We start from the raw sequence: 25,573 nt of genomic DNA, 5'->3' as shown, positions 1-25,573 counted from the left end.
GAAAAGAAGCACATGAGTTCACTGATACAAAAATACAACATTCCAGGTCCAAGATACACTAGTTATCCGACAGTTCCTTATTGGAAAAATGAAACTTTTTCTAAAGATAAATGGATTGAAACTTTTAAAAAATCGTTTATAGAGAGCAATTCAACCGAAGGAATTAGTGTGTATATTCATTTACCATTTTGTGAAAGTTTGTGTACATTTTGTGCGTGTCATAAACATATTACAAAAAGACATGAAGTAGAAGAAGATTATATTGATACCGTTTTAAAAGAATGGAATTTATATACGAATTTAGTAGATGAAGTGCCAATTATCAAGGAAATTCATTTGGGTGGTGGAACACCTACTTTTTTTTCAAAAGAAAATTTAAAAAAGTTAATTGATGGTTTATTTATCAAAGCTAAAAAACATCCGAAGCACGAATTTAGTTTTGAAGGACATCCGAATAATACCACAAAAGAACAATTACAAACCTTGTTTGATGTCGGTTTTACAAGAGTAAGTTACGGTGTGCAAGATTATAACGAAAAAGTACAAGAAGCAATACACAGAGTACAGCCTTTTGAAAATGTTGAAAAAGCAACGCGTTGGGCTAGGGAAATTGGATATACATCAATTAGTCATGATTTAATTTTCGGATTGCCGTTTCAAACCAAAGAAAACGTAATTTATACTATTAATAAAACCAAAGAATTACAGCCTGATAGAATTTCGTTTTATAGTTATGCACACGTGCCTTGGGTAAAAGGTGTTGGACAACGAGGTTTTAATGATGAAGATTTACCTAAAAATGAAGAAAAACGTGAATTATACGAAATAGGAAAGGAGTTATTTGCCGAAATGGGTTACGTTGAAATAGGAATGGATCATTTTGCGTTAAAATCAGATAGTTTATATAAAGCAACTCAGGAAAAAACATTGCATCGTAATTTTATGGGTTATACTGCCAATAAAACGCAATTAATGATTGGTTTAGGAATGTCATCAATTTCTGATTCTTGGTATGGATTTGCACAGAATGTAAAAACAGTAAAAGAATATCAAAAAATAGTGAACGAAGGAGAAATTCCTGTTTTTAGAGGACATATTTTATCCGAAGAAGATTTGGTTATCCGAAAGCATATTTTAAATATTATGTGTCATTTTACCACTTCGTGGGATGCTCAAGATTTAAAGGTTAGAGACATCGAAATCCTTTTAGAAAGATTACAAGAAATGGTGACTGATGGTTTGGTTTTTATTGATAGAAATACTTTAACAGTTCCTGAAAAAGCAAGACCCTATGTTCGAAATATATGTATGGCGTTTGATAAACGTTTACATAATAATAAACCCGAAACAAAATTGTTTTCGATGACTATATAAATAATTAAATTTTGTAATTGTTTTATAATGTGATTTTTATCATATTTTTGTTTTAATAATTTTTTTAAATTGGGGTAACTTAAAAACTGATATTATGAAGGAAGTAATAAAAAAATGGACTAAAAAAGAGTTTCAAACTTATGTTTTTATCTATTGTATGAATTCAGACTTTAGAGAAACAGCAGAAGAATTAAAGTTAATAGATTCAAAAACAAGTAATAAAATATATGAAGATATGCATTATGAGTTTGAAAAAGATAATGATTATCAATCTATTCAAAAAATTATAGCATCATCAGAAAAATATAATTACACAAAAGAAGAATTAGATACGTTATTTAATGATATAAAAGAGTTGTTTTTAGTAGATGGTGAATATGTAATTTTAGAGAAGAGTTTACTTTCAGGATTAAAAAGGTTATTAAAGTAAATATTTGTTTGTAATAATATTTTTATGAGTTTGCTTTAAAAAAAAAGTTAAACTCATTTTTTCTTAAAAAAAATATAAAATATGATATTTGTCATGTTTTAAGAAGGCTGTCAAAACTAAATTTGTGTAACAATTATCAGGCAAGATATGAGCGTTATTTACTTATTACTAACACTAAGTATTTTAGTGGCACTAATTTTTTTTATTGCATTTATTGTTTCGGTAAAAAGCGGCCAATATGATGATTCGTATACACCCTCTGTTCGTATCCTTTTTGATGACGAATTAGTGAAAGAAGAAACAGAAAATCAATAACTAACAATAGATATTAAATTAAATTAGATTATGGAAATGCAACAATTTTATTACGATAATAAAATCGTAAAAAAATTCATTTATGCTACACTATTTTGGGGAATTGTAGGTTTCTCGGTAGGTTTATTATTAGCATTTATGTTTTTATTCCCAAATGTAACAGACGGAATTTCGTGGTTAAGTTTTGGACGTTTAAGACCATTACATACCAATGCGGTAATTTTTGCATTTGTAGGAAACGCTATTTATGCAGGAGTCTATTATTCGTTACAGCGATTGCTCAAGGCACGTATGGCGAGTAATTTTTTAAGTAATCTTAATTTTTGGGGATGGCAGGCAATTATTGTCGCCGCCGCGATAACATTACCTTTAGGATATAGTAGTTCTAAAGAATATGCCGAATTAGAATGGCCTATCGATATTGCTATTGCAATTGTTTGGGTAGCCTTTGGAGTTAACATGATTTGGACGATTCTTCAAAGAAGACAGCGTCATTTATATGTTGCTATTTGGTTTTATTTAGGAACTTTTGTAACGGTAGCTGTTTTACATATCTTTAATAGTTTAGCATTACCAGTAAGTTTTTTCAAATCATATTCAGTATACGCAGGGGTACAAGATGCCTTGGTGCAATGGTGGTACGGACATAATGCGGTAGCATTTTTCTTAACAACGCCATTTTTAGGATTGATGTATTATTTTGTTCCAAAAGCAGCAAACCGACCTGTATATTCTTATAGATTATCAATTGTTCACTTTTGGTCATTAATATTTATTTATATCTGGGCAGGACCTCACCATTTATTATATACGGCTTTACCAACATGGGCTCAAAATTTAGGAGTTGCCTTTTCAATTATGTTGTTAGCGCCATCTTGGGGTGGAATGATAAACGGATTATTAACGCTTCGTGGTGCTTGGGATAAAGTACGTACTGACCCTGTTTTAAAGTTTATGGTAGTTGCAATAACAGGTTATGGTATGGCAACTTTTGAAGGGCCAATGTTATCATTAAAAAATGTAAATGCCATTGCGCATTTTAGTGATTGGATTATTGCACACGTTCACGTAGGAGCTTTAGCTTGGAATGGATTTCTTACTTTCGGTATGATTTACTGGATGGTACCAAGATTGTTCAAAACAAAATTATTTTCTACTGCATTAGCAAATTTTCATTTTTGGATAGGTACTTTAGGTATTGTCATGTACACATTACCGATGTATGTTGCAGGTTTTGTACAGGCTTCTATGTGGAAACAATTCAACCCAGATGGAACATTAGCGTATGGTAACTTTTTAGAAACTGTAGCCGAGATTATTCCAATGTATTGGATGCGTGCTATTGGGGGAAGTATGTTTATTATTGGAGCTTTTGTAATGCTGTATAATATTATAAGAACTGTAAAACAAGGTAGCGATGTTACTGATGATTTAGCTGAAGCAGCACCATTAACAAAAGTATCTAAATATAGAACAAAAGGAGAAGGGTGGCATACTTGGCTAGAAAGAAAACCAATTAAATTAACTATTTATGCAACGATTGCTATTTTAATTGGAGGACTTGTTCAAATTGTACCAACTTTATTAGTAAAATCGAACATACCAACCATAGCAAGTGTAAAGCCTTATTCACCTTTAGAATTAGAAGGTCGAGATCTTTATATTCGTGAGGGATGTGTAGGTTGTCACTCTCAAATGGTACGTCCATTTAGGTCGGAAGTAGAGCGTTATGGAGAATACTCTAAAGCTGGAGAATTTGTATATGATCATCCGTTCTTATGGGGTTCTAAACGTACAGGGCCAGATTTACATAGAGTTGGTAGTAAATATTCAGATAGCTGGCATTTAAATCACATGTACGATCCGCAAAGTACTTCACCAGGTTCTATCATGCCGTCATATAAGTGGATGATAAGGAATAAGTTGGATAAAAGTGATACGCAAGCAAAAATGGAAGTAATGGTAACTTTAGGAGTTCCTTATTCTGAAGAGGAAATAGCTAATGCACAAGCTAATATGGATGCACAAGGAGCTCAAATTCAAGAGAATTTACATCAAGATCCTGATTTTGCTAAAAATTATGCTTCAGATAAAAAATATGCTCAAGAAAACGGACAAGAATTTATTGAAATGAAGGATAGAGAAATTGTTGCTTTAATAGCTTACTTACAGCGATTAGGTACTGATATAAAAGTAAAAGATGTTCAAAAACAATTAAGTACAAAATAATAGAACAGATGTTAAAATTCGTAAAAAACCACATGGAAAGCATTACGGGTATAGAAATATACCCAATGATTTCATTAGCAATATTCTTTACTTTTTTTATGATATTATTTTGGTGGGTGTTTACTGCCAAAAAAGAATATATAAGTAAGGTAAGTGATTTACCTTTAAATGACTAAAGCAAATTATTATGAAAAAATATATTCAATCAATAGTATCTTTTCTTTTTGTTTTTTTAATGCCATTTATTTTAGCAGCGGCATTTAAGGCATATAAAGAACCTTTTAATTTTTTAGAAAACCCCGTAGTTTGGTATATTACAATTGGTTTTGGTTTAGTGGTATTTCTAAAAGAAGTATTATCTAGTACCGTTGTAAATAAAGCAAACGATGCAATGCCAAAGAACTATACTAGAGTTCAATCGGTAACATCATTTTTGTTTACATTTTTAACTCCTTTTGCATTAGCAAAGGCAATTAGTTCATATACTAATCCATATAATTTTTTAGAAAATCCATTAGTTTGGTTAGGACTTATTGCTTTTGGTTTAGTTCTGTTAGCAAAAGAGGTGCTTACAATAACAGGAGTTAAAAAAATAGAGCTAGCAGAAATGATAAAAGCGGGTGTTAATTTTGACGAAATTGATAACCTAGCTTGGGCTAAAAAGTTAATTACTAAATGGACAAAAGCGAAAGCTATTGATAAAGAAGAAGAAATTATTCTTGATCATAATTATGATGGTATTAAAGAGCTAGATAATACATTACCACCATGGTGGGTAGGATTATTTTATGCAACCATAATTTTTGCAGTAATATATTTAGTACGATTTGAAGTTCTAGGTGGATATACTCAGGAAATGGAATATGCAGAGTCTGTAGCTATTGCAAAAAGAGAATTAGCGGCTTTCAAATCAACTTCAAAAGATGCCGTTATTGATGCCGAAACTGTAACTGTTTTAACTTCAGAGAGTGATTTGAAAAGAGGTAAAGCAGTTTTTAATTTAAATTGTGCCGCTTGCCATATTGCAGATGGAGGTGGAGGTATTGGACCAAACTTAACAGATGACTATTGGATTTTAGGTGGTGGAATTAAAAATATTTTTTCAACTATAGCAAATGGAGGTAGAGATGGAAAAGGTATGGTTGCATGGAATAAAACACTAAAACCCATTGATATGCAAAAAGTAGCAAGTTATATTGTGTCTTTACAAGGTACTACGCCTGCAAACCCAAAACCACCGCAGGGAGAATTATATAAAGATGATTCTAAAGTAGTAGAAGTAACAGCAGAACCTGTTACTGAATAATTTAAATAATAACAAACAATAAGTATAATTGATTTTTTAATAGTTGATCATGGAGACACCCAAGGACGAACAATTTAGAGATAGTATAGGTACCATCAATAAGGAAGGTAAACGTGCTTGGGTATATCCGAAGAAACCAAGTGGAAGATTTTATAAATATAGGTCGTACGTAAGTTATTTTTTATTGACGATTTTATTAGCATCACCATTTATTAAAATTAATGGCAACCAGTTTTTATTATTTAATGTCATAAAACGAAAGTTTAATATTTTCGGATTTCCTTTTTGGCCACAAGATTTTCATTTATTAGTGATTTCGATGATTGTCGGTGTGGTATTTATTATTTTATTTACCGTTGTTTTTGGGCGGATTTTCTGTGGATGGATTTGTCCACAAACAATCTTCTTAGAAATGGTTTTTAGAAAGATAGAATATTGGATCGACGGTGATAGAGGAAAACAAATCCGACTCGAAAAACAACCTTGGAATGCCGAAAAAATTAAGAAACGACTGTTAAAATGGTTTATCTTTTTTATTATTTCTTTTTTAATAGCTAATGTGTTTTTAGCATATTTAATAGGAGGAGATACTGTTATTAATTATGTAACAGGAAACCCGTTAGATAATGTAAGGACATTAATTTCATTGTTAATTTTTACAGGAGTTTTCTACTTTATCTTTGCATGGTTTAGAGAGCAAGTATGTATTATTGCGTGTCCTTATGGTCGATTACAAGGAGTTTTATTAGATAATAAAACAATTAATGTTACCTACGATCATGTACGTGGAGAGGGTAAAAAAGGACGTGGTAAATTTAATAAAAAAGAAGATAGAGCTAGTACAGGAAAAGGAGATTGTATTGATTGCGCTCAATGTGTAAATGTTTGCCCTACGGGTATTGATATTAGAAACGGAACACAATTAGAGTGTGTGAATTGTACAGCTTGTATCGATGAATGTGATCATATAATGGAAAAGGTTGGCTTACCTAAAGGATTAATTCGTTTTGCTAGTGAAGAAAATATTGAAAAGAAAACACCTTTTCAATTTACAGCTAGAATGAAAGGTTATACAGCCGTTTTAGGTATTTTAATAGCTGTTTTAATAGGTATGTTATTTTTACGAAATGACGTTGAAGCAACTATTTTACGGTTACCAGGGCAGTTATATCAGCATAAAGAAGGTAATGTTATAAGTAATATTTATACCTATAAAGTAATTAATAAAACAACTAAACAAATTGATGATATAAGTTATAAAATACTTTCTCACAAAGGAAAAATTGAAACGGTAACTCATCAAAATTTCCAAGTGCCAAAGCAAGGGTTAGCACAAGGAACTTTATTTATTGAAATGCATCAATCAGAAATGGAGGATGAAAAAGTAAAACTTAGAATTGGTGTCTATAGTGGTGATAAATTAATTGAAACAACTCAAACTAATTTTTTAGGGCCAAGAAGCTATAAATAAATAATTATTATCTCATACATTATCTTCAATAAAAAAGACTTTATATTAAAGGTAAAAACGTAGTTTGTTAGAGATAAACAAAACTGTTCTCGACTACGTTCGATTGAGCATAAAAAATAATAAAAATGAAACTAAATTGGGGTACGGGTATAGTCATTGCAATTATAACATTTATGAGTTTTATTCTTTATTTTGTTGTATCAATGAGTACTGGAAAAAATTTTAATCATGATTTAGTTACAGAAAACTATTATCAAAAGGAATTAGAGTTTCAAGGTAATATAGATGCAACCAGAAATGCAAAAGAATTAACCGAAAATATTAAAGTAATAAAAGTATTAGAAGGATTAAAAATTTATTTTCCAACAGAATTTAATCCTAAAGATATTAGAGGAAAAGTGTTCCTATATAGACCATCTAATAAGCAATTAGATTTTGAAATACCTATTTCAATTTCTAATAAATATTTGCTCGTGCCTGAGAAACGCTTGTTGGATGGTCGTTGGAACATTATAGTTTCTTGGAATTACAAAAATACAGCATATTTATTTGAGAAAGAATTAATTTATTAATGTTTTTGTCAGCTTTAGTTTTAGGTTTATTAGGAAGTTTTCATTGTATTGGTATGTGTGGTCCTATAGCCTTTATGTTACCTGTTGATAGGTATAATAAATTAAAACAATTTTTTCAAATTTTAAGTTATCATTTAGGAAGGTTGTTTACTTATAGTTTAATTGGTTTATTATTTGGTTTATTAGGAAAAGGTTTTTATTTTTTTGGATTTCAGCAACAATTATCAATTATAACAGGAGTTTTAATGATTTTGGTAATTTTATTACCAAAAACTTTTCAAAAATATAATTTTTCAAGACCGATTAATAAATTGATAATGAAAGTAAAATCAGCCTTAGGAAAAGAATTAAAAAAGAAAGGAAATGATACCTTTTTTACCATAGGTTTTTTAAATGGTTTTTTACCATGTGGTTTAGTGTACATGGCTGTTTTTGGAGCCTTAGCTTCTGCAAATGCTTTTTCAGGAAGTTTATATATGTTTATCTTCGGGTTAGGAACAATTCCTTTAATGACTATTATTGTATATGTAGGAAATTTTGCCAATGGATTGATTCGAAAAAGAATTCAACAAATAATTCCTTATATAGTTGTTTTAATAGGTATTCTGTTTATTTTACGTGGTTTGGGTTTAGGAATACTTTATGTTTCACCATTACCAGTAACTAATTTATCAGCACCAATAAAAGGATGTTATCCTTAAAAAATATACTATATTTTACAGGTTTTAAAAATAAAATTTGTAATTTTTAAAAACAAAGATAAACTCAAATAATTTATATAATGAAAAAAATAATTGTTCCTGTAGATTTTTCAATTCATTCAGAAAATGCTTTAAAAACTGCTGCTTATATTGCTAAACAAACTAATGCTGAAGTTATAGTTGTTCATATGCTTGAGCTTTCAAACGCAGTAATTAATCAATCAGAAAGTTCTTCTCAGCAAGAAATGATTTTTTATATAAAATTAGCGGAAAAGAAGTTTAATGAATTTTTACAAAAAGATTACTTATCAGATATTAAAGTAACACCTATAATTAAGCATTTTAAAATTTTTAGTGAATTAGATGAGTTAGCTAAAGAAGAAAATGCTGATTTAGTAATAATAGGTTCTAAAGGAACAAGTGGTTTAGAAGAAATTTTTATTGGTTCAAATACTGAAAAAGTAATTAGATATGCAAATGTACCGGTGTTGGTTGTTAAAGAAGAACCAATTACTTCAAAAATACAAAAAGTAGTTTTTGCATGTGATTTTTCAATAGATGATGTTGCTCCTTATTTAAGAGCTAAAGAATTTTTCAAAAAATTAGATTGTAACTTACAGTTGTTATATGTAAATACCCCAACATCTAAGTTTAAAACTAGTGATATGTTAGAAGAAGCGATGAAAAGTTTTTTTGAAGCTGTTAAAGAAGATACTACTAATATTAATAATGTTAAAATTGTCTCTGAGTATACTGTAGAAAAAGGAGTGTTATATTTTGCTGATAAAAGCAATGCTGATATTATAGCAGTTGCCACTCATGGTAGAAAAGGGATTTCTCATTTTTTTGAAGGTAGTATATCTGAAGATATAGCTAATCATAGTGTTTTACCAATAGTTTCTTTTAAAATTTAAAAGCTATTAAGATTATAAAACATAAAAAACTCGATACTATTAGTATCGAGTTTTTTATGTTTTAAAACTAGTAATTACTTATTCTCTTTTGTTTTTATTTCTGTAACAAATTTTTGTAAACGCTTACCATAATCTGAGTTTTTAACTTTGTTAGAAAGACTGTTGTTAATAGTGTCTAATAGCATAACATTAGCATCAAATAATTCAGATAAAGCAATATATGGTGCAGCTTCACTATTTGAATTAGCAATAGCAAAGTTAGTGGAAAATAAAAAACGGCGACGCATCATTTTTTTATAGTCTATTTCCAATTGTTTAACTAATACAGAATCTTTTGCTTTACGCGCATCAAAATCTCTTTTTATAAAATCTAAACGTTGTTCTTTAAATTTAGAATCAATTTCACGAAACTTATTTATTACATTTTGATTTTTAGAACCTTTTATTTCAGGATTAAAACCAAACTCTTCTAGTTTATCATTAATTGTAATTTCTCCTTTTTCTCCAAAAAACATAATATGTTTATCTTTTGTGTTTCCATTAAAAGTTAAATAATACATTACAGGAGAGGTTACATTATCTGTTAAAGTAAATTTATCATTACCTAATAAAGCCATAGAATCTACAGATACTAATAAAGTATCATTCATTTTTTGAAGATATAGTGTACCTTTTTTTAACCCCTTGATTTGACCTTTAACAATCATATTTCCTTCTTTTTTAGAAGAACAGGCAAAGGCGATTATTGAAAATGCCAAAATGGCGATAATTTTTTTCATATTGGTTATTAATTTTGAGTTGCAAATATGCTGAATTCTCTTATAATGTAGCTGATAATTCCATTAAAATTGTACATATAATTGCGCCAATTGTACCAATTGCATATCCAAATACGGCTAATAACACACCAACAGAGGCTAACGAAGGGTGAAATGCCTGTGCAACAATAGGGGCAGATGCTGCACCGCCAACATTGGCTTGACTACCAACAGCTAAAAAGAAATAAGGAGCTCTAATTAATTTAGCAACAAATATTAATAAACCAGCATGAATACTCATCCAAACTAATCCTATGGCAATTAAGCCCACATTATCAAAAATCATGGCTAAATCCATTTTCATACCAATTGAAGCAACTAAAATATAAATAAAGATACTTCCTATTTTACTAGCGCCAGCACCTTCGTAATTTTTTGCTTTTGTAAATGATAATCCAATAGCAATAATAGTTGAAACACTAATTAACCAAAAGAAACCAGAACCTAAGAAAGAAAAAATGTTTCTCCATCCTTGTGATTGTATACCGGCTATTAGGGTACTAAAAAAATCACTTAAATATAAAGAAGAAAAATGACCAAAACCAACAGTACCAAAAGCAATAGCTAACATAATCATAAAATCAGTTAAACTAGGGTTTCTTTCTACGCCTTTTGTAAAGGTAGACATTGTTTCTTTTAATTTTTCAATAGCAGTAGTATCTGCTTTTAACCATTTATTAATTTTATCTTTTTTACCAATTCCTATTAATAAAATTGCCATCCAAATATTGGCAACAACAATATCAACAAACACCATTCCTCCGTATTTTTGAGGGTTATATTGATAAATTTCTAACATTGCTGTTTGGTTAGCTCCACCACCAATCCAACTTCCGGCAAGTGTTGAAAGCCCACGCCAAACGGCATTGAAATTAGCACCACCTACTGTTTCTGGAGAGAATATTGATATTAATAAAATAGCAATTGGACCTCCAATAATAATTCCGACAGTTCCTGTAAAAAACATAATTAAAGCTTTTGAGCCTAGATTAAATATTGCTTTTAAATCAATACTTATTGTCATTAAAACGAGTGCTGCAGGTAATAAAAATCTACTAGCCACGTAATATAATTGCGATGTATCTTTAACAATTTCACCTGTAACGCTTGTTGTTTTCCATTCAGGAGCAATAATACCAAAGGTGGTAAATAAAGCAGGTATAAAATATGCCATAAAAAGGCCAGGAACTATTTTATAAAATTTGTGCCAAAAACCCGAGGTTTTTGACTCTGTATAAAAAACAAATCCTATTGAAATCATTAAAATTCCGAATACAATAGCATCGTTTGTAAAAATTGGTGCGGTCATTATTATTAGTTTTTTGCTAAAATAGGTTTTATAGCAGTTTTATTTTAATAAATTAGGTATTTAAGTATACTATTAAAATAAAAAAAACTTTTTAGTATAAGATGTACAAATAGTAAATAGTTTTAACCTAGATTGTAGTTTTTGTTTGAGCTCCATGCAAAGAGCGAGAGCGAAAAGTGGGAAATAGCTTTAGGTAGTTGTTATTTGTTTTTGAGATGGTTTGTGTTAATAGTAATACCTAAAAGTATTCGATTAAAGTTTACACCTTGATTTACGGAAATAAGTTGATATGCTAATTTTAGTTTCATAGCTTTTGAAATTTTGTACTTAAAACCTGTTCCTAACCAATTTTGGTTATATGCTTGCCCATTAAAATCAAAAAATATTTCATTATATAAATACGTTTCCCATTTATTATTTAAAGGATGGCTTAATACTATTTGATAGCGTAAAAAATGAGAAGTCGTAGTATTAAAAAAACGTTGTTCTGCTCTAAATCGGTGTGTAAGTTTTAAGGTGTTTATTTTGTGTTTTATGTTAAAATCTTCATAAATACGATGCTCATTGATGTCTCCATGGTCTATATTATAAGTAGCATCTGTATTTATAAATGCATATCCTAAAGTAGTATTTATATTTTGGTTTATTTTGTAATTTACTCCTAAACGACTAAAAAATTGTTGTATGTCATCACCTATTTCATAAAAACGAAAATGTGCCATAGTTTTTAAACTAAATTTAGTAGAAAATTGATGTGAACCGTTATACATATACCAAACACCTAATTTATCTTCAGGTTTTTTTTGAGAATTATTTTGACCAATACTTTTTAAAGAACATAATAAGATAAAGAGTATAAAAAATTTATTCATAATAAATAGTAAAAATTAAAATTAAGTCTATGTGTGAAGTAGTTATATAGGTTAAATAAATTCATATCAAAAATACTACTTTAAATTAAATTTGCATAGTTATTTTAAATAGCTGTATTGTCCTGAAATAGGTTGACCTTTTTTTTGAATTTATAAGGTTAATAATTCCAGATTTTTTTTATTTCTTCGATACGATTTATAGTCGATATTTTGATTTATATGAACCTTCTTTGGAGTGTTTAAATCGAGACTTAAATGTGGACGAAGGTTGTTATAAATATTAATAGCACTTTTTGTAATTTTCTTTGCTAAAATAGTGTTACCCTTTGTTATTTTTTAGTTCGTAAAAGGTTATAATTATTTACTAATACAGAAGCAGATATGTTTAAAAGACGTTCTAATTCTCATATCATTTCTACTTTTAGTTTTTTTTATTTAATATTTCATATACTCTACTTTTTCCACCAATTACTCCAATTAAATCTTTTTGCTTAAGATTCATTTCTTCCATTCTAATTTTGATAGCTTCAATTGGGTTGGTCGCTTAAATAGCGTAGTGCTGATTTTCATGATTTTCAATTAATAAAGATAATATTTCAGCTTCATCTCCTTTTTTTGAATTAGCTTCTGCATCAAATATTAATTCAAGCCTTTCACTAGCTTTGTCGTAATCTTGTGTTGTTTTTATAGGTTTAATGCTCATAATTCGATGTTTTTATTAAATAGTGTCAGCGTTAATTTTATCATATTCAGCATGAGTTCCAATAAATCGAATAAACGCCCATTGTCTAACATAGTTGCATTAATATAAGTTTCCTTAACTTCATTTGGAGAATTCCAATTAGAATTTTTAGCAGCTTCGTACCAAGTTTTTAAATATTGTTCAGATTCCGCATGTCTTTCCCAAAATTAAGGCAAAGTTTTTTTGCTATTATTCGCTTCATATTTTATTATCTGTTGCAAATACAAATAAAATATTCTCATAATACGAACTTTTTATCTTTTTTTAATAAAGGGTAACTATTATTAAAATAATGTTTTAAAAACACGCTTGTTATTTTAACTACCTTTGAATGAAATAATAAAATAAAATGTATGATTGATTATGTAGTTATTGGAGGAGCACAAGCAGGATTGTCAATAGCGTATTATCTAAATAAGCTAGATAAAAATTTTATTGTTTTAGATAGTGAAAAAGAAGTTGGTGCTTCTTGGTTAAATAGGTGGGATTCTTTAAAGTTATTTACACCAACAGAATACAATCATTTACCAGGTTTAAAATTTGATGCCCCAAAAGGATATTATCCGACGAAAATCGATGTTAGTAATTATTTCAAAAAGTATGTTACTGAATTTAAAATACCGATACAATTAGATACCTTAGTAACATCGGTAAAAAAAAGTGAAACAGGTTTTTGTGTAGCTTATAAGGATGGCGAAATTCAAACCAAAAATGTAATTGTTGCCACAGGACCTTTCCATATTCCATATACACCGCCTTGTCATACTAAAATTTCTGAAAGCGTTTTACAAATACATAGTAACTTTTATAAAAGCAAAAATCAGTTGCAAAAAGGAGATGCGTTAGTTGTTGGAGCAGGAGATTCTGGCTATCAAATTTTAGATGAAATTTCTAAAGATGGAACAAGAACTGTTTATTTTTCAGGAAATACCAACGTAAAATCATTGCCACAACAATTTCTAGGAAAAACACTTTGGTGGTGGTTTACACTTATCGGGTTTTTAAGTTACAGTAAATATAGCTGGATTGGTAAAAAAATAAATTCATCAATACAACCTGTTATCGGAACGAATGTGAAAGAAATACTTTCAAGAAAAAATGTAATTGCCGTAGGACGAACAAAAACAGCATCAAATACTGATATTACTTTTGAAAAAGAAACGATTTCTAGTATTAAAAATATTGTTTGGGCAACAGGATATCGCCCTAATTTTTCATGGATTGAAAGCCTAGAATTAGATAAAGATGGTTATCCTAAAAATTATAGAGGTGTAAGTACCATTGATGGTTTATATTTTATAGGATTACCGTGGATGTTTACGCGTGGTTCTGCTACTTTAGGAGGCGTATCAAAAGATGCTAATTATTTAGCGGATATCATCAGAAATAAATAAATTTTATACAAGTACATTTTAAATTTAATACTTTTAAGCGCATGCAACAAACGACCAATACTATTTTAATGATTCGCCCTGCGAGTTTTAGAATGAACGAGCAAACCGCTGTAAATAATTTTTATCAGCAAGAATTAAAAAATATGTTACCTGCCACAATTAATGCAAAAGCACAACAAGAATTTGATGCTTTTGTACTAAAATTAAAAGCTGTTGGAGTTGAGGTTATTGTTGTTGAGGATACCAAAACAACAGATACTCCAGATGCATTGTTTCCTAATAATTGGATTTCTTTTCATGAAAATGGCGATGTCGCAATTTATCCGATGTTTGCCAAAAATAGACGTTTAGAAAAACGAGAAGATATATTGGATCTTTTAGAAGAAAAAGGGTTTAAAATAAATAGTATTGTTGATTATTCTGATGCCGAAAAAGAAGGGGTTTTTTTAGAAGGTACGGGAAGTATGGTTTTAGATCGTGCTAATAGAAAAGCATATTGTGCTTTATCGCCAAGAGCTGACGAAGAATTATTTATTGAATTTTGTGAAGATTTTGAATATACGCCCGTAATTTTTACAGCAAATCAAACCGTAAACGGAGAAATTGCAGCGATTTATCATACCAACGTAATGATGTGCGTTGCTGAAACTTTTGCCATTCTTTGTTTAGCGTCTATTGATGATAAAAAAGAAAAAAAATCGGTTGTAAAACACTTAAAATCGAGCGGAAAACAGGTAATTGGAATAACGGAAGAACAAGTAGTGCAATTTGCAGGAAATATGCTACAAGTAAAAGGGAAAAATGAAGAACGCTTTTTAATTATGAGTTCATCGGCTTATAATTCTTTGACAAATAATCAATTACAAGAGATAAATAAACATACCAAAATTATTCATTCATCACTAGAAACTATTGAAGCCTGTGGTGGTGGAAGTGCCCGCTGTATGATGGCTGAGGTGTTTTTAAAATAAATTAATATTTGTTATACTAAACCATCAAAAGTTAAGTTTGTTAGTATCTAACCAATAAATATAAAAGTAATGAAAAAATTTTCCCTTTTAGTCACTGTTGTAATATTGGCAACATCTTGTGTTTCTAAAAAAAAGTATGTTCAATTAGAAAAAAATTATAAAGCAACTCAGGGAGCACTCCAGAAAACAGCTTTTGAAAAACAACAGTTAGAAGTTAAATTTGCTAAAATTGAGCAAAGAGTAAATCGTTATAATACTAAAATCAATTCATTAAAAGGAATTAATTCTGATCTAAAACAAAAAAATGATGTAAAATTAGATATGGTGGAAGGAACTGTAATGTCTAATGCGATGAAAGTAAAAATGCGTAAAACTTTAGCGAATGTTGACGCAACCAAACTAGCAAATGCAAAAACATTAAAAGATTCGATGAATTTAGCAGTTGCGTATCAGTTAAATAAAGCGATAAATGTTGCACAATTAGAAAATTCTGATGATGTTAATGTAAATATTGACAAAACAGTTGTGATGATTTCTATTTCAGATAAAATGCTTTTTAAAACAGCAAGTTATAATGTAAATAGTAAGGCTTATAGTACGCTTAAAAAATTAGCAGATATTATTAAATCGGAGCCAAGTATGGATGTTATGATTGAAGGACACACCGATTCAAGAGGAATCCATAACGAAGTAATTAAAGATAACTGGGATTTAAGTGTAAAAAGAGCTACTTCTATAGTACGTATTTTAGAAAATAAATATGGTATTAATCCAAGCAGATTAATAGCAGCAGGTAGAGGTTCATCTTTACCGCTAGTAGATAATAAAACAAGTGCAAACAGAGCTAGAAATAGAAGAACAAAAATTGTTATTTTACCTAACTTAGATAAGTTTTTTGGTTTATTAGCTGAAGAAGAAGTAATTCAGCCATAATACCTTAAAATACAGATAACGTATTCTAGACAAAAGCTTTCGATTTATAATCGAAAGCTTTTGTTATTTTTAGATTTTCCTATTTTGTTATTTTTGATTTAAAATTAAATCAAAGCTTCTCTTAAAATAGTAACAGGATGTTTGGCAATTCGTTTTGTTCCATCATAAATTTGATGACGACAACTTGTACCCGCAGCTACAATTTCGGTATCTGTATCACAATTTCTAATTTTAGGAAATAACGTATCTTCACCAACCTGCATACTTACTTTATAATGTTCTTTTTCATACCCAAAAGAACCCGCCATTCCACAACAACCTGTATTTAAAATAGTAACTTTATAGTTTTCAGGAATATTTAAAATTGAAAAACTAGCATGCGTTGATGACAATGCTTTTTGATGGCAATGTCCATGAATTTTTAGTGTTTTAGCATTTGTTGTAAATAACGCTGTATCTATATTTTCTTTTTGATGTTCTGAAGCTAAAAATTCTTCAAAAGTAAATACATTTTTAGCGATTTTTTTAGCGGATATTTTATCATCAGCTAAACGGATATATTCATCTCTAAACGTTAAAATTGCAGAAGGTTCTATTCCTATTAAAGGGTTTTCTTCGGATATTAACTCTTTAAAAATAGCTACATTTTTATTAGCTAGCGTTTTTGCTTCGTTTAAAAATCCTTTAGAAATATGACTTCTTCCGCTTTCTTCGTGTGTTATATTGTTGATTTCGTAGCCTAATTTTTCTAACACAAATACTGCATCTTTTCCTATTTCAGCATCATAAAAATTAGTGAACTCATCGTTAAATAAATACACCGTTTTTTTAGCTGTTTTGCTATTTATATTTGAAGGTGTATTTTTAAGCCAAGCCGATAAAGGTTGTTTAGCTAACTTCGGAACAGTTCGCTGAGTAGCAACACCCATTATTGTTTTAGCTAATAAAGTGTTGGTTAAAAAATTAGTGATAGCAGGAATTTTACTTCCTAGTTTATTATATTTTGCGTTATTCGCAAATAAAGTACTTCTAAAAGAATAACCGTTTGTTTCTTGATATTGATATAAAAATTCCGCTTTCATCGAAGCGATATCAACATTACTTGGGCATTCTGTAGCACAAGCTTTACAACTTAAACATAAATCTAAAACTTCTTTTAATTCTTTAGAATCGAATTTATTTTTAGCAGTATTATTTGTTAAAACTTCTCGTAACATATTAGCTCTTGCACGAGTTGTTTCTTTTTCATTTCTAGTAGCTCTGTAACTCGGACATAAAGTTCCGCCTGCTTCTGGCGATTTTCTACAATCTCCCGAGCCATTACATTTTTCAGCTAATTTTAAAATTCCTTCGCTTTCAGAAAAATCTTGTAATGTTTTTATAACAGGTTCTTTTCTGTCAATATCATAACGTAAATTTTTATCCATCGGAAAAGCATCGGTAATTTTTCCTTGATTAAAAACATTATTAGGGTCAAACGCTTTTTTTATCCTTCTTAATAATTGATAATTTTTATCACCAATCATTAACGGAATAAATTCAGCACGTACAATTCCGTCACCATGTTCCCCACTAAACGAACCTTTATATTTTTTTACAAGCTCAGCAGTTTCTGTGGTTATTTTTCGAAATAAAACAACATCTTCTTTTTTCTTCAGATTTAAAATCGGGCGTAAATGTAATTCTCCAGCACCAGCATGCGCATAATAAACGGCATCTTGCTGATATTTATCCATAATTTGAGTAAACTCTTCAATATATTCTGGCAAATCTTCTAAAGCAACGGCTGTATCTTCAATACAAGCAACGGCTTTCATATCGCCAACAATATTACCTAATAAACCTAAACCTGCTTTTCGTAAGTGGTGTACTTTTGCTATATCATCACCATAAACTTTAGGATAATGATGTCCAAAATTATTCGCTTTTAAGTCTTCAATTAATTTATCAGCTTGAATTTCTGCATCTTCTAAAGTATCCGAAGAAACCTCTAACATTAAAACCGCCTCAGGGTCGCCTTGTAAAAAAAATCTATTTTTAGCTTGTTCTCTGTTGTTTTTAGTACAATCTAAAATAACTTTGTCCATTAATTCACAGGCATACAATTTGTGTTTCATTACGGTAACCGTAGCTTTTAAACTTTGGTTGATACTTGTAAAATGCGGACAAACCATAATACTAAAAGTAGGAGGTAAGTCGTTTAATTGTATGGTGATTTCTGTCGAAAAAACCAACGTTCCTTCACTTCCTGATAAAAATTTTGCAGGATTTATAGTTGTTTCATTTCCTCCGAATAAATCGGATTTTAAAAATTCATCAACAGCATATCCTGTATTTCTTCTGTGGATTTCTGGTTTTGGAAATTCATTTATAATTTCTTTTTGAATTGCTTCTTGAGAAAGTTCATTGTAAATAGTTTTATAAATAGTTCCTTCTAAAGTTTGATTTATTTTTTTCTGATGAAACTCTTGCGAAGTAATTTCTGAAAAAAGAACATCGCTTCCATCAGCTAAAATTCCTTCGATAGAAATTACTTTATCACGAGTAACTCCGTAACGAATAGAGGTACTTCCTGATGAATTATTTCCAACCATTCCACCAATCATACATCTGTTTGATGTTGAGGTATTCGGACCGAAAAATAATCCGTAAGGTTTTAAAAATCGATTTAAATCATCTCGAATAATTCCAGGTTGTACGGTGATTGTTTTATTTTGCTCATCAAAAGCCAATATATTTGTAAAATGTTTTGAAACATCTACCACAATTCCATCACCAACACATTGCCCAGCTAATGAAGTTCCCGCAGTTCTAGGAATTAATGTAACTTTATTTTTGGTAGCAAAATCAATTAGTATTTTAATATCTTCTGAATCCTTCGGATAGGCAACCGCTAACGGAATTTTTCGATATACAGAGGCATCTGTAGCATATAAGGTTTTATGTAAATCATCAAAAAATAAAGTTCCTTTTAAGCTTTTATCTAAATTTAATAATAGTGTTTTTTCTGTCATCTTTCAGTTATTCAATAGGAATATTTCTTTTAAAGCAAGTGTCAAAGCAAATAAAAGTATCGGTACCTGCCACACCGTTTATTAAATGTACATTATCGTATAAAACTTTTTGTAAATGTTCGTTATCTCTGGCATAAATTAAAATAAAAATTGCGTAATTTCCTGAAACAAAGTTACATTCGGTAATTTCGGGTATTTTTTCTAATTCTTTCATAACATCTTTTGCAAAACGTGCTTCTCGCAAACGGATGCCTGTGTATGATTTTGTTTTATAGCCTAACTTATTTTCTTCTAAAATAAATTCAGCATTTTTTATAACTCCTTCAGCAGTTAGTTTTTTTATGCGTTGATGAATTAAAGAATTAGAAACATTTAGTTCTTCAGCTATTTGAGAGTAGGCTTTTCTAGCATCTGAACGTAGCTTTAATAGTATTTGTTTATCTATATAATCAAATTGATTATTCATTTTCTGTTTTTGGATTGTAAAAATGTTATTTTGGTTTTTTAAAGTTTATTTTTTTTATGTTTTACCATAAAATAACTTGTTAGTGTGTAAAATTAATCATTTTTAACTTTTATTAAAAGGAATATGATTTAATTTGTAGTAAAATTATCAAAATATGACAACAGCACAAATATTTGAAAAGTTATGGAAAGAGTACACAGAACGTACTCCTTCTGCACAAAAAATTAAAAATTTATTTACAGATAAAGGTAATGCGGTTTATAATGATCATGTTGCTTTTAGAACTTTTGATGATGAGCGTGTAAATATTGAAGTATTAGCAACGCCATTTTTAGAAGCTGGTTACCAAGAATGTGGTGATTACACTTTTGAAGCTAAAAAATTATATGCGAAACATTACGAGCATAAAACGGATAAAAATGCACCACGTGTATTTATTAGTCAGTTAAAAACAAAAGAGTTTTCTGCGGAATTACAAGCAACTGTAAAACGTTTAATAGATGGATTATCAGAAGAAGATTTAAACCCTGCGGAATTAGTTTTTAAAGGTCGTTTATGGGAACAACCTTCTTTTGAAGTTTATGAAAAATTACAAGCAGAAACTGAATATGCAGCATGGTTATATGTAAACGGATTTTGTTCAAATCACTTTACGGTAGATGTAAATAAATTAGATACTTTTAAATCGTTACAAGAAGTGAACGAGTTTTTAAAAGATAACGGCTTTAAAATGAATACTTCTGGTGGCGAAATTAAAGGAACTCCAGCGGTATTTTTAGAGCAGTCAAGTATTTTGGCGGATAGAATTCCTGTAGTTTTTAAACAAAATAAAACCGAAGTTACTAAAGAAATCACGTCTTGTTATTATGAATTTGCGTTCCGTCATACGATGGAAAATGGCAAATTATATTCTGGTTTTATAGCAGGTTCAGCTGATAAAATTTTCGAAAGTACCGATATGAAATTGTAATATTTATTTACAAATAACAATTTTTTAAGAGCATAAAAAAACCTTGCATCATTATTTTATATTTTTTAAATTATTTTTGATATAAAATTTGATGCAAGGTTTTCTATTTAATAATAAAAAAATAGAGAATTAATTTTTATAGCATTTCAACAAATTCTGAAAATACTTTTTTGTGTAATTCTACATCCATAGTAGGAGAAAGTGAAACTCGTACAATATAATCCTTGTCGCCTTCTTTGGTTGTTCCTTGGGTTGATGTTGCGGGAATTGTCCAATAACAGCCATTTAATTGCCCATAACTTACGCAAAATTTACTTTCTTGCGGAATCTTAGTAATCATTAAATTGATTAATTTTAAATTCAAGGCTCTTTTATAAGTTTCTTTTTCTTGAGGTGTATTTCCTTTAGTAGGTAAATCTAAAGAAAAAACAGAGGGCATAAATCCTTGCGAAGCTAACTCTTCAGAAACAAAATTTATTTTAGCTGTTGGTAATTTTTCACTGATATAGGTAACAAATTTACGGGTATTTTTATAAGCATTTTCGATTCGTTGATTCATCGAAGGCAATTGTTTTGCTAATACTTCATATTGATAATCGGTTGCTTGGTTATCAGAAATAATTAAATGTGTTTCAATTTTTTCAATTAACGTGTGAGTTTTTGCATTTCCAACACAATAACCAGCGGTACATTTTCCGCCACTAGGAAATTTAGAACCACTTACATATGAAATTACTTTAACGCTTGAAAGAATATCATTTTCGCCTAAAAAGTGTACGTTTGGGCAAAAGGTTTGGTCTAAGATAAAAACAGGAGCAATGGCCTTTTTTTTCAATTTTGTGGTGCGTTCAGCGCTTAAAATCTTGCTTAATTCTTTAAGATTAGGTACTTCAACTCTTGGGTTTGTTGGTATTTCGGCAATAATATACGGAATAGCATCATCTGCAGCAATTTCGTTTAAAATAGTATTTAAGCTTTGTACCATTTCATTATCTCTATCTACAGGTAAATCAACTACTTCTACATTTTTAATACACGCAGCAACACGTCTTGCTTGATCATTGGTGCCTCCATAACAATTTGGAGGTACAATAAATTTAATAGTTTTTGATGGATGGTTTTGTTGTGCATTATCAATAAGTCCCATCATAATAGCATATTGCATTGATAACCCGCTAGAACCAACTAGCGGTTTTGTGCTTGACTCTGTAATTTTTATAATGGTTTCTAAAACTGTTTTTTTGTCTTTTTCAACAGCTTTTGTATTATCAATAACAATTTGTTTTGTGAATTTTTGTAGAGCAATAAGCGAATTTTTAGGAGTCATTGCAATAGTTTCTCTACGTCTTACATGTTGAATTGCTGAAATATAATCATCATTTTTAGAGCCATTTACAACTAATACACTTCCTAATTGTGTGTTTGTATGAATGTAAAAATCAATATTAGGAATTAGATTGAAATCCGAAACGATATCTTTTTCAGTAATAAAAATAGTACTTCCGTTAAATTTTGGGAAATCAGCGAAACTTGTAGTGTTAGGTAATTGTGTTATTTTTTTTAATTCAAATTGGTATCCATAAACATTTTTTAATGTTTTGATATCAAGGTTTTTAGGTAGTTCTCCTGTGTGTATAATTTGAGTATTTTTATTTTCTAATAAGTTTTTTCTTAAAATACTTAAAACTGGAATTGTTTTTGAAGAGAAGCTAATTACGTTGTTTGAATTTAGTTTGTTTAAAGAAGCAATAGTCCACTCTAATACGCATGATAATGGGTGTCCTAAGCGAATATAGTCATAAGCCGTAGGTAATTGGTATAGCGCAGTTGCTTTAAAGTTGTTATTATTATATAAATTTTCAAATTGATTTAAAAACTGCGTTTTTGCTAAGTTTTCGTCATAAATATCTAATCGATGTGTTGTTAGGTTTAGCCAATCAGAAGGCATGTTTGTTAACACTTCTTTAATATATTTTAGTACTTTATTAGTATCCATAATTATAGCCTTTATATAGGCGGACAAGTTACATTAATCCGTTTTGTTTTAAAAGAATTTTTGAGCTATTGTTATGTTTATAAGTAAAAGTGTTAGTTGTTAAAGCTACTTGTTTAAATAAATAATAAATGAAATGTTTTAAAATATATGTGTAAGATGAAAATAATTTAATTAGTGCTAAATTTGCGAAAAAATATTTTTAATCTTAAATAAAGATAAAAGAGATACTAATTTTAATAAAATATATAGAAAATGAATAAAGTAAACTTATTGGTAGTCGTTTTAATTTTTAATTTAACTTGTTTTTCTCAGAAAAAAGAAAAAATAAAAGGAGATAAAAATGTAACAACAATAACCAAAACAATATCAAAAGGTTTTAATGCTGTTGAGGTAGATGATGCTTTAGAGTTAACAATAAAACAAGGGGGCAAAAATAGTTATACTATTACCGCAGATAATAACCTTCAAGATATTATAAGATTTACGGTTGTTGATAGTATTCTTAAAATAAATACGATAAATAGAATTACAAGCAGTAAAAAACTAGAAATAGGTTTGATGTTTAAAAATTTGGAACATATTATAGTAAAAAATGATGCTCAGGTTGAAGGGGAAGGAAGTATTGAAAGCTCTATAGTACGTATAAATGCTTATGATTCAAGTAAATTTGATTTTGATATTAAAGCTACTGATATTGTGGTTACAATGCAAAAAAATACAAAAGGAAAGCTTAAAGGGAAATCTACAAATACAACTATTATTATGAATGATAGAAGTGACTTAGAGGCAAGTGTGGTAGCTGATAAAACTACTGTTACATTAACTAAATCAGCAGAGCTAAAGTTAGAGGGGAATTGTGATTTAGTAGATTTTAATTTAAAAGATGAAACTGAATTAGATGCTCGAAAAATGAAAGTAGCATCAGCAGATTTATATACTTCTGATGGCTCAGAGGTATTTATTTATGTTGATAAAAAATTAGATATTTATGCTAAAGGAAAAAGTACTATTTATGTTTATGGAGATCCTAAATTTAACTTAAAAGGACTTAGAGATAAATCAAAAATTATAAAAAAATAATAAAAAGGCACTCATTGAGTGCCTTTTTATTATTTTAAAACTTCTGTTATAATTTTTCCTGTAGCGGCATTAGGAAATTCTATTTCGAGTAAATTAGAAATAGTAGGAGCTATGTCTATAATTTCATACTTTTTTTTAGAGGAGCCTTTTTTTATACCTTTACCATAAAAAAGAAGAGGAACGTGAGTGTCGTATGAATACCCTGACCCATGAGTTGATCCTTTTTTAGGGTAGCTAATTGTTGAAGGGGTTGGAACAAGCATTATGTCACCAGAAAATTTTTGATTATATCCGTTTTGTAATGAGTTTAAAATACCAGAACTAAAAGTAGTGTTTTGTAAAGTTTTAGCAGTTACTGATTTGTAAATACCTTTATAATTAATTACTTCATCGGCTATTTTTTGAGCTACTTTATTAGTGTTTAATTTTAACTTTGCTATTTTTTTCTTGTCTAAAAATATTTGAAAATTTGAAATGTTTTCAACTAGCGCATCAGAGTTAAAATGTTTTTTAGTAAAACTATTTACAAACTCAGTAAACTTTTTATAACTAAAATAATTAGCAGGAATTTTAACCGATTGCAAATAAGAAGGTACGTGTACTGCAGCATGATCAGCAGTTAAAAATAAGGTGTAATTCCCTTTACCAATTTGAGTGTCTAAAAATTTAAAAAGAGATGCTAAATCTTTATCTAAACGTAAATAAGTATCTTGAGTTTCTTTAGAAGCAACACCAAATTGATGTCCAACATAATCGGTAGAAGAATAACTAATGGTTAAAAAATCGGTATAATTAGATTTCCCTAAGTTTTCGCCAATAACAGCTGCTTTAACAAAATCGGTAGTTAAGGTGTTTCCAGCAGGAATTCCTTTTATAATACTGTAATTTTTGTTTTTACTTCTTAATTCAGGAATATTATGAGGAAATACAGGTTTTAATTCTCCTTTAAAAGGTTCTTCAAAGTTGTTATTATCGGCAATACTTTCGGTATAAGTATTTATATTATATAATGTTTCCCATGGTTTACTTAAATAGGTATCTGCTATTTTATCCGTATTAAATTTTTGAACCCAATTAGGAAGTTTATCCATATAATAAGAAGAGGTAATCCAATCTCCTTTACTGCCGCCATCAAACCAATAAACACCATTTGCAGTATGTCCAGCAGGTAAAATTGCTGAACGGTCTTTAATAGCAATACCAATTGTTTTTCCGTTCATATTTTGTGCTAACTTTAATTGATCTGCAATTGTTGTAGCTAACAATTTATGTGGCGATTTTTTTCCGCCTTTACCAGTATTTCCAATAGTTTTATAATTGTTGTCATCTACACAATAAATAGTTTCTTTTAAAAATTTATCGTACCAATTATTACCAATAATAGCATGGTTAAAAGGGGTAGTTCCTGTATAAATAGAGGCATGCCCTACAGCAGTATAAGTTGGTATGTAGTTGTAGTGAGTGTTTTCAAGAGAAAATCCTTTGTTTAGTAATCGGTTAAAACCACCTTTACCGTACCTACTTGCAAAACGAGTAAGGTAGTCATAGCGCATTTGATCTATAACAATACCTACAACTAATTTTGGTTTTTTAATATTTTTTTTATTGACAGTAAAGTTACTCAAGCAAATTATAGCGAAAAAAGCTAAGGGTATAAATTTTTTCATTCTGATTTTTAAAAAGATAAATTCAAAGG

At 29.4% G+C, this 25,573-nt stretch carries 23 protein-coding genes and 1 pseudogene; 15 read left to right on the top strand and 9 right to left on the bottom strand.

Features of this window, described 5'->3' with window-relative positions; translation table 11 throughout:
• Nucleotides 1–12 precede the first annotated feature (12 nt).
• From hemN to ACN5J4_RS04090, 10 genes are all read left to right on the top strand, one after another.
• Nucleotides 13–1,374 carry an oxygen-independent coproporphyrinogen III oxidase gene (gene hemN / locus ACN5J4_RS04135; RefSeq protein WP_418650896.1) on the top strand — a complete coding sequence of 454 codons (1,362 nt, stop codon included), beginning with the start codon at nt 13–15 and terminating at the stop codon, nt 1,372–1,374.
• Nucleotides 1,375–1,468: 94 nt separating this feature from the next.
• Nucleotides 1,469–1,804, top strand: a complete 336-nt coding sequence (locus ACN5J4_RS04130; RefSeq protein ID WP_418650895.1) for a hypothetical protein — start codon at nt 1,469–1,471, stop codon at nt 1,802–1,804.
• A 147-nt stretch (nt 1,805–1,951) separates the two neighbouring features.
• Complete coding sequence (gene ccoS / locus ACN5J4_RS04125; RefSeq protein ID WP_101916694.1) at nt 1,952–2,119, top strand: cbb3-type cytochrome oxidase assembly protein CcoS; 168 nt, start codon at nt 1,952–1,954, stop codon at nt 2,117–2,119.
• 30 nt (nt 2,120–2,149) lie between these two features.
• On the top strand, nt 2,150–4,348 hold the full coding sequence (ccoN, locus tag ACN5J4_RS04120; protein WP_418650894.1) for a cytochrome-c oxidase, cbb3-type subunit I: 2,199 nt from the start codon (nt 2,150–2,152) through the stop codon (nt 4,346–4,348).
• Nucleotides 4,349–4,356: 8 nt separating this feature from the next.
• The gene (locus ACN5J4_RS04115) at nt 4,357–4,524 is read left to right on the top strand and encodes a CcoQ/FixQ family Cbb3-type cytochrome c oxidase assembly chaperone (RefSeq protein WP_418650893.1); all 168 of its coding nucleotides are present in this window, start codon (nt 4,357–4,359) and stop codon (nt 4,522–4,524) included.
• An 11-nt stretch (nt 4,525–4,535) separates the two neighbouring features.
• Complete coding sequence (locus tag ACN5J4_RS04110) at nt 4,536–5,654, top strand: cbb3-type cytochrome c oxidase N-terminal domain-containing protein (RefSeq protein WP_418650892.1); 1,119 nt, start codon at nt 4,536–4,538, stop codon at nt 5,652–5,654.
• Nucleotides 5,655–5,703: 49 nt separating this feature from the next.
• Nucleotides 5,704–7,125 carry a cytochrome c oxidase accessory protein CcoG gene (ccoG, locus tag ACN5J4_RS04105; protein WP_418650891.1) on the top strand — a complete coding sequence of 474 codons (1,422 nt, stop codon included), beginning with the start codon at nt 5,704–5,706 and terminating at the stop codon, nt 7,123–7,125.
• 125 nt (nt 7,126–7,250) lie between these two features.
• Nucleotides 7,251–7,697 carry a FixH family protein gene (locus ACN5J4_RS04100; RefSeq protein WP_418650890.1) on the top strand — a complete coding sequence of 149 codons (447 nt, stop codon included), beginning with the start codon at nt 7,251–7,253 and terminating at the stop codon, nt 7,695–7,697.
• A complete protein-coding gene (locus ACN5J4_RS04095) occupies nt 7,697–8,398 on the top strand; it encodes a sulfite exporter TauE/SafE family protein (RefSeq protein WP_418650889.1) in 702 nt (233 codons plus the stop codon). The genes ACN5J4_RS04100 and ACN5J4_RS04095 overlap by 1 nt, the downstream gene beginning before the upstream one ends.
• An 80-nt stretch (nt 8,399–8,478) precedes the next feature.
• Nucleotides 8,479–9,312: a universal stress protein gene (locus tag ACN5J4_RS04090; protein ID WP_418650888.1), complete on the top strand. Its 834-nt coding sequence runs from the start codon at nt 8,479–8,481 to the stop codon at nt 9,310–9,312.
• A gap of 74 nt (nt 9,313–9,386) precedes the next feature.
• Here ACN5J4_RS04090 and ACN5J4_RS04085 read toward each other — a convergent pair whose 3' ends face one another.
• The 5 genes and pseudogenes from ACN5J4_RS04085 to ACN5J4_RS04065 all read right to left on the bottom strand — a co-directional run.
• The gene (locus ACN5J4_RS04085) at nt 9,387–10,091 is read right to left on the bottom strand and encodes a DUF4369 domain-containing protein (protein WP_418650887.1); all 705 of its coding nucleotides are present in this window, start codon (nt 10,089–10,091) and stop codon (nt 9,387–9,389) included.
• A gap of 40 nt (nt 10,092–10,131) precedes the next feature.
• Nucleotides 10,132–11,439: a DUF819 domain-containing protein gene (locus ACN5J4_RS04080; protein WP_418650886.1), complete on the bottom strand. Its 1,308-nt coding sequence runs from the start codon at nt 11,437–11,439 to the stop codon at nt 10,132–10,134.
• Between the two features lie 200 nt (nt 11,440–11,639).
• A complete protein-coding gene (locus tag ACN5J4_RS04075) occupies nt 11,640–12,311 on the bottom strand; it encodes a DUF2490 domain-containing protein (RefSeq protein ID WP_418650885.1) in 672 nt (223 codons plus the stop codon).
• A gap of 544 nt (nt 12,312–12,855) precedes the next feature.
• The gene (locus tag ACN5J4_RS04070) at nt 12,856–13,014 is read right to left on the bottom strand and encodes a hypothetical protein (protein ID WP_418650884.1); all 159 of its coding nucleotides are present in this window, start codon (nt 13,012–13,014) and stop codon (nt 12,856–12,858) included.
• Between the two features lie 15 nt (nt 13,015–13,029).
• A pseudogene (locus ACN5J4_RS04065) lies at nt 13,030–13,136 on the bottom strand (type II toxin-antitoxin system HigB family toxin); the annotation flags it as partial.
• Between the two features lie 270 nt (nt 13,137–13,406).
• Between ACN5J4_RS04065 and ACN5J4_RS04060 the strand changes: the two are divergent.
• From ACN5J4_RS04060 to ACN5J4_RS04050, 3 genes are all read left to right on the top strand, one after another.
• Nucleotides 13,407–14,447 carry a flavin-containing monooxygenase gene (locus tag ACN5J4_RS04060; protein ID WP_418650883.1) on the top strand — a complete coding sequence of 347 codons (1,041 nt, stop codon included), beginning with the start codon at nt 13,407–13,409 and terminating at the stop codon, nt 14,445–14,447.
• Between the two features lie 41 nt (nt 14,448–14,488).
• Entirely contained in the window at nt 14,489–15,418 is a 930-nt protein-coding gene (gene ctlX, locus ACN5J4_RS04055; protein WP_418650882.1) for a citrulline utilization hydrolase CtlX, read from the top strand.
• A gap of 69 nt (nt 15,419–15,487) precedes the next feature.
• Nucleotides 15,488–16,351 carry an OmpA/MotB family protein gene (locus ACN5J4_RS04050; RefSeq protein ID WP_418650881.1) on the top strand — a complete coding sequence of 288 codons (864 nt, stop codon included), beginning with the start codon at nt 15,488–15,490 and terminating at the stop codon, nt 16,349–16,351.
• A 104-nt stretch (nt 16,352–16,455) separates the two neighbouring features.
• On the opposite strand, the gene ACN5J4_RS04045 is transcribed toward ACN5J4_RS04050, so the two are convergent.
• The gene (locus tag ACN5J4_RS04045; protein WP_418650880.1) at nt 16,456–19,365 is read right to left on the bottom strand and encodes an FAD-binding and (Fe-S)-binding domain-containing protein; all 2,910 of its coding nucleotides are present in this window, start codon (nt 19,363–19,365) and stop codon (nt 16,456–16,458) included.
• 7 nt (nt 19,366–19,372) lie between these two features.
• The gene (locus tag ACN5J4_RS04040) at nt 19,373–19,831 is read right to left on the bottom strand and encodes an Lrp/AsnC family transcriptional regulator (protein ID WP_418650879.1); all 459 of its coding nucleotides are present in this window, start codon (nt 19,829–19,831) and stop codon (nt 19,373–19,375) included.
• 154 nt (nt 19,832–19,985) lie between these two features.
• On the opposite strand from ACN5J4_RS04040, the gene ACN5J4_RS04035 reads away from it, so the two are divergent.
• Nucleotides 19,986–20,801 (top strand): DUF1338 domain-containing protein, encoded by an 816-nt coding sequence (locus tag ACN5J4_RS04035; protein ID WP_418650878.1) that lies wholly within the window; start codon nt 19,986–19,988, stop codon nt 20,799–20,801.
• A 136-nt stretch (nt 20,802–20,937) separates the two neighbouring features.
• Here the strand turns inward: ACN5J4_RS04035 and ACN5J4_RS04030 are convergent, their stop codons facing one another.
• Nucleotides 20,938–22,797, bottom strand: a complete 1,860-nt coding sequence (locus tag ACN5J4_RS04030; protein ID WP_418650877.1) for a cystathionine beta-synthase — start codon at nt 22,795–22,797, stop codon at nt 20,938–20,940.
• 252 nt (nt 22,798–23,049) lie between these two features.
• Here ACN5J4_RS04030 and ACN5J4_RS04025 point away from each other — a divergent pair, with 252 nt between their 5' ends.
• Nucleotides 23,050–23,877: a GIN domain-containing protein gene (locus ACN5J4_RS04025; RefSeq protein WP_418650876.1), complete on the top strand. Its 828-nt coding sequence runs from the start codon at nt 23,050–23,052 to the stop codon at nt 23,875–23,877.
• 29 nt (nt 23,878–23,906) lie between these two features.
• Here ACN5J4_RS04025 and pafA read toward each other — a convergent pair whose 3' ends face one another.
• Complete coding sequence (gene pafA / locus ACN5J4_RS04020; protein ID WP_418650875.1) at nt 23,907–25,544, bottom strand: alkaline phosphatase PafA; 1,638 nt, start codon at nt 25,542–25,544, stop codon at nt 23,907–23,909.
• Between the last annotated feature and the right edge of the window lie 29 nt (nt 25,545–25,573).

The organism is Tenacibaculum aestuariivivum (assembly GCF_964507685.1).
GTDB classification, from domain to species: Bacteria; Bacteroidota; Bacteroidia; order Flavobacteriales; family Flavobacteriaceae; genus Polaribacter; species Polaribacter aestuariivivum.
Note: the sequence above shows the minus strand (reverse complement) of the source record. Positions and strands in the feature narration are given on the sequence as shown.

What these genes read in the sequence shown, in the direction of transcription:
- hemN (WP_418650896.1), top strand. Translation starts at nt 13, where the DNA reads ATGAGTTCACTGATACAAAAATACAACATTCCAGGTCCAAGATACACT.
- ACN5J4_RS04130 (WP_418650895.1), top strand. Translation starts at nt 1,469, where the DNA reads ATGAAGGAAGTAATAAAAAAATGGACTAAAAAAGAGTTTCAAACTTAT.
- ccoS (WP_101916694.1), top strand. Translation starts at nt 1,952, where the DNA reads ATGAGCGTTATTTACTTATTACTAACACTAAGTATTTTAGTGGCACTA.
- ccoN (WP_418650894.1), top strand. Translation starts at nt 2,150, where the DNA reads ATGGAAATGCAACAATTTTATTACGATAATAAAATCGTAAAAAAATTC.
- ACN5J4_RS04115 (WP_418650893.1), top strand. Translation starts at nt 4,357, where the DNA reads ATGTTAAAATTCGTAAAAAACCACATGGAAAGCATTACGGGTATAGAA.
- ACN5J4_RS04110 (WP_418650892.1), top strand. Translation starts at nt 4,536, where the DNA reads ATGAAAAAATATATTCAATCAATAGTATCTTTTCTTTTTGTTTTTTTA.
- ccoG (WP_418650891.1), top strand. Translation starts at nt 5,704, where the DNA reads ATGGAGACACCCAAGGACGAACAATTTAGAGATAGTATAGGTACCATC.
- ACN5J4_RS04100 (WP_418650890.1), top strand. Translation starts at nt 7,251, where the DNA reads ATGAAACTAAATTGGGGTACGGGTATAGTCATTGCAATTATAACATTT.
- ACN5J4_RS04095 (WP_418650889.1), top strand. Translation starts at nt 7,697, where the DNA reads ATGTTTTTGTCAGCTTTAGTTTTAGGTTTATTAGGAAGTTTTCATTGT.
- ACN5J4_RS04090 (WP_418650888.1), top strand. Translation starts at nt 8,479, where the DNA reads ATGAAAAAAATAATTGTTCCTGTAGATTTTTCAATTCATTCAGAAAAT.
- ACN5J4_RS04085 (WP_418650887.1), bottom strand. Translation starts at nt 10,091, where the DNA reads ATGAAAAAAATTATCGCCATTTTGGCATTTTCAATAATCGCCTTTGCC.
- ACN5J4_RS04080 (WP_418650886.1), bottom strand. Translation starts at nt 11,439, where the DNA reads ATGACCGCACCAATTTTTACAAACGATGCTATTGTATTCGGAATTTTA.
- ACN5J4_RS04075 (WP_418650885.1), bottom strand. Translation starts at nt 12,311, where the DNA reads ATGAATAAATTTTTTATACTCTTTATCTTATTATGTTCTTTAAAAAGT.
- ACN5J4_RS04070 (WP_418650884.1), bottom strand. Translation starts at nt 13,014, where the DNA reads ATGAGCATTAAACCTATAAAAACAACACAAGATTACGACAAAGCTAGT.
- ACN5J4_RS04060 (WP_418650883.1), top strand. Translation starts at nt 13,407, where the DNA reads ATGATTGATTATGTAGTTATTGGAGGAGCACAAGCAGGATTGTCAATA.
- ctlX (WP_418650882.1), top strand. Translation starts at nt 14,489, where the DNA reads ATGCAACAAACGACCAATACTATTTTAATGATTCGCCCTGCGAGTTTT.
- ACN5J4_RS04050 (WP_418650881.1), top strand. Translation starts at nt 15,488, where the DNA reads ATGAAAAAATTTTCCCTTTTAGTCACTGTTGTAATATTGGCAACATCT.
- ACN5J4_RS04045 (WP_418650880.1), bottom strand. Translation starts at nt 19,365, where the DNA reads ATGACAGAAAAAACACTATTATTAAATTTAGATAAAAGCTTAAAAGGA.
- ACN5J4_RS04040 (WP_418650879.1), bottom strand. Translation starts at nt 19,831, where the DNA reads ATGAATAATCAATTTGATTATATAGATAAACAAATACTATTAAAGCTA.
- ACN5J4_RS04035 (WP_418650878.1), top strand. Translation starts at nt 19,986, where the DNA reads ATGACAACAGCACAAATATTTGAAAAGTTATGGAAAGAGTACACAGAA.
- ACN5J4_RS04030 (WP_418650877.1), bottom strand. Translation starts at nt 22,797, where the DNA reads ATGGATACTAATAAAGTACTAAAATATATTAAAGAAGTGTTAACAAAC.
- ACN5J4_RS04025 (WP_418650876.1), top strand. Translation starts at nt 23,050, where the DNA reads ATGAATAAAGTAAACTTATTGGTAGTCGTTTTAATTTTTAATTTAACT.
- pafA (WP_418650875.1), bottom strand. Translation starts at nt 25,544, where the DNA reads ATGAAAAAATTTATACCCTTAGCTTTTTTCGCTATAATTTGCTTGAGT.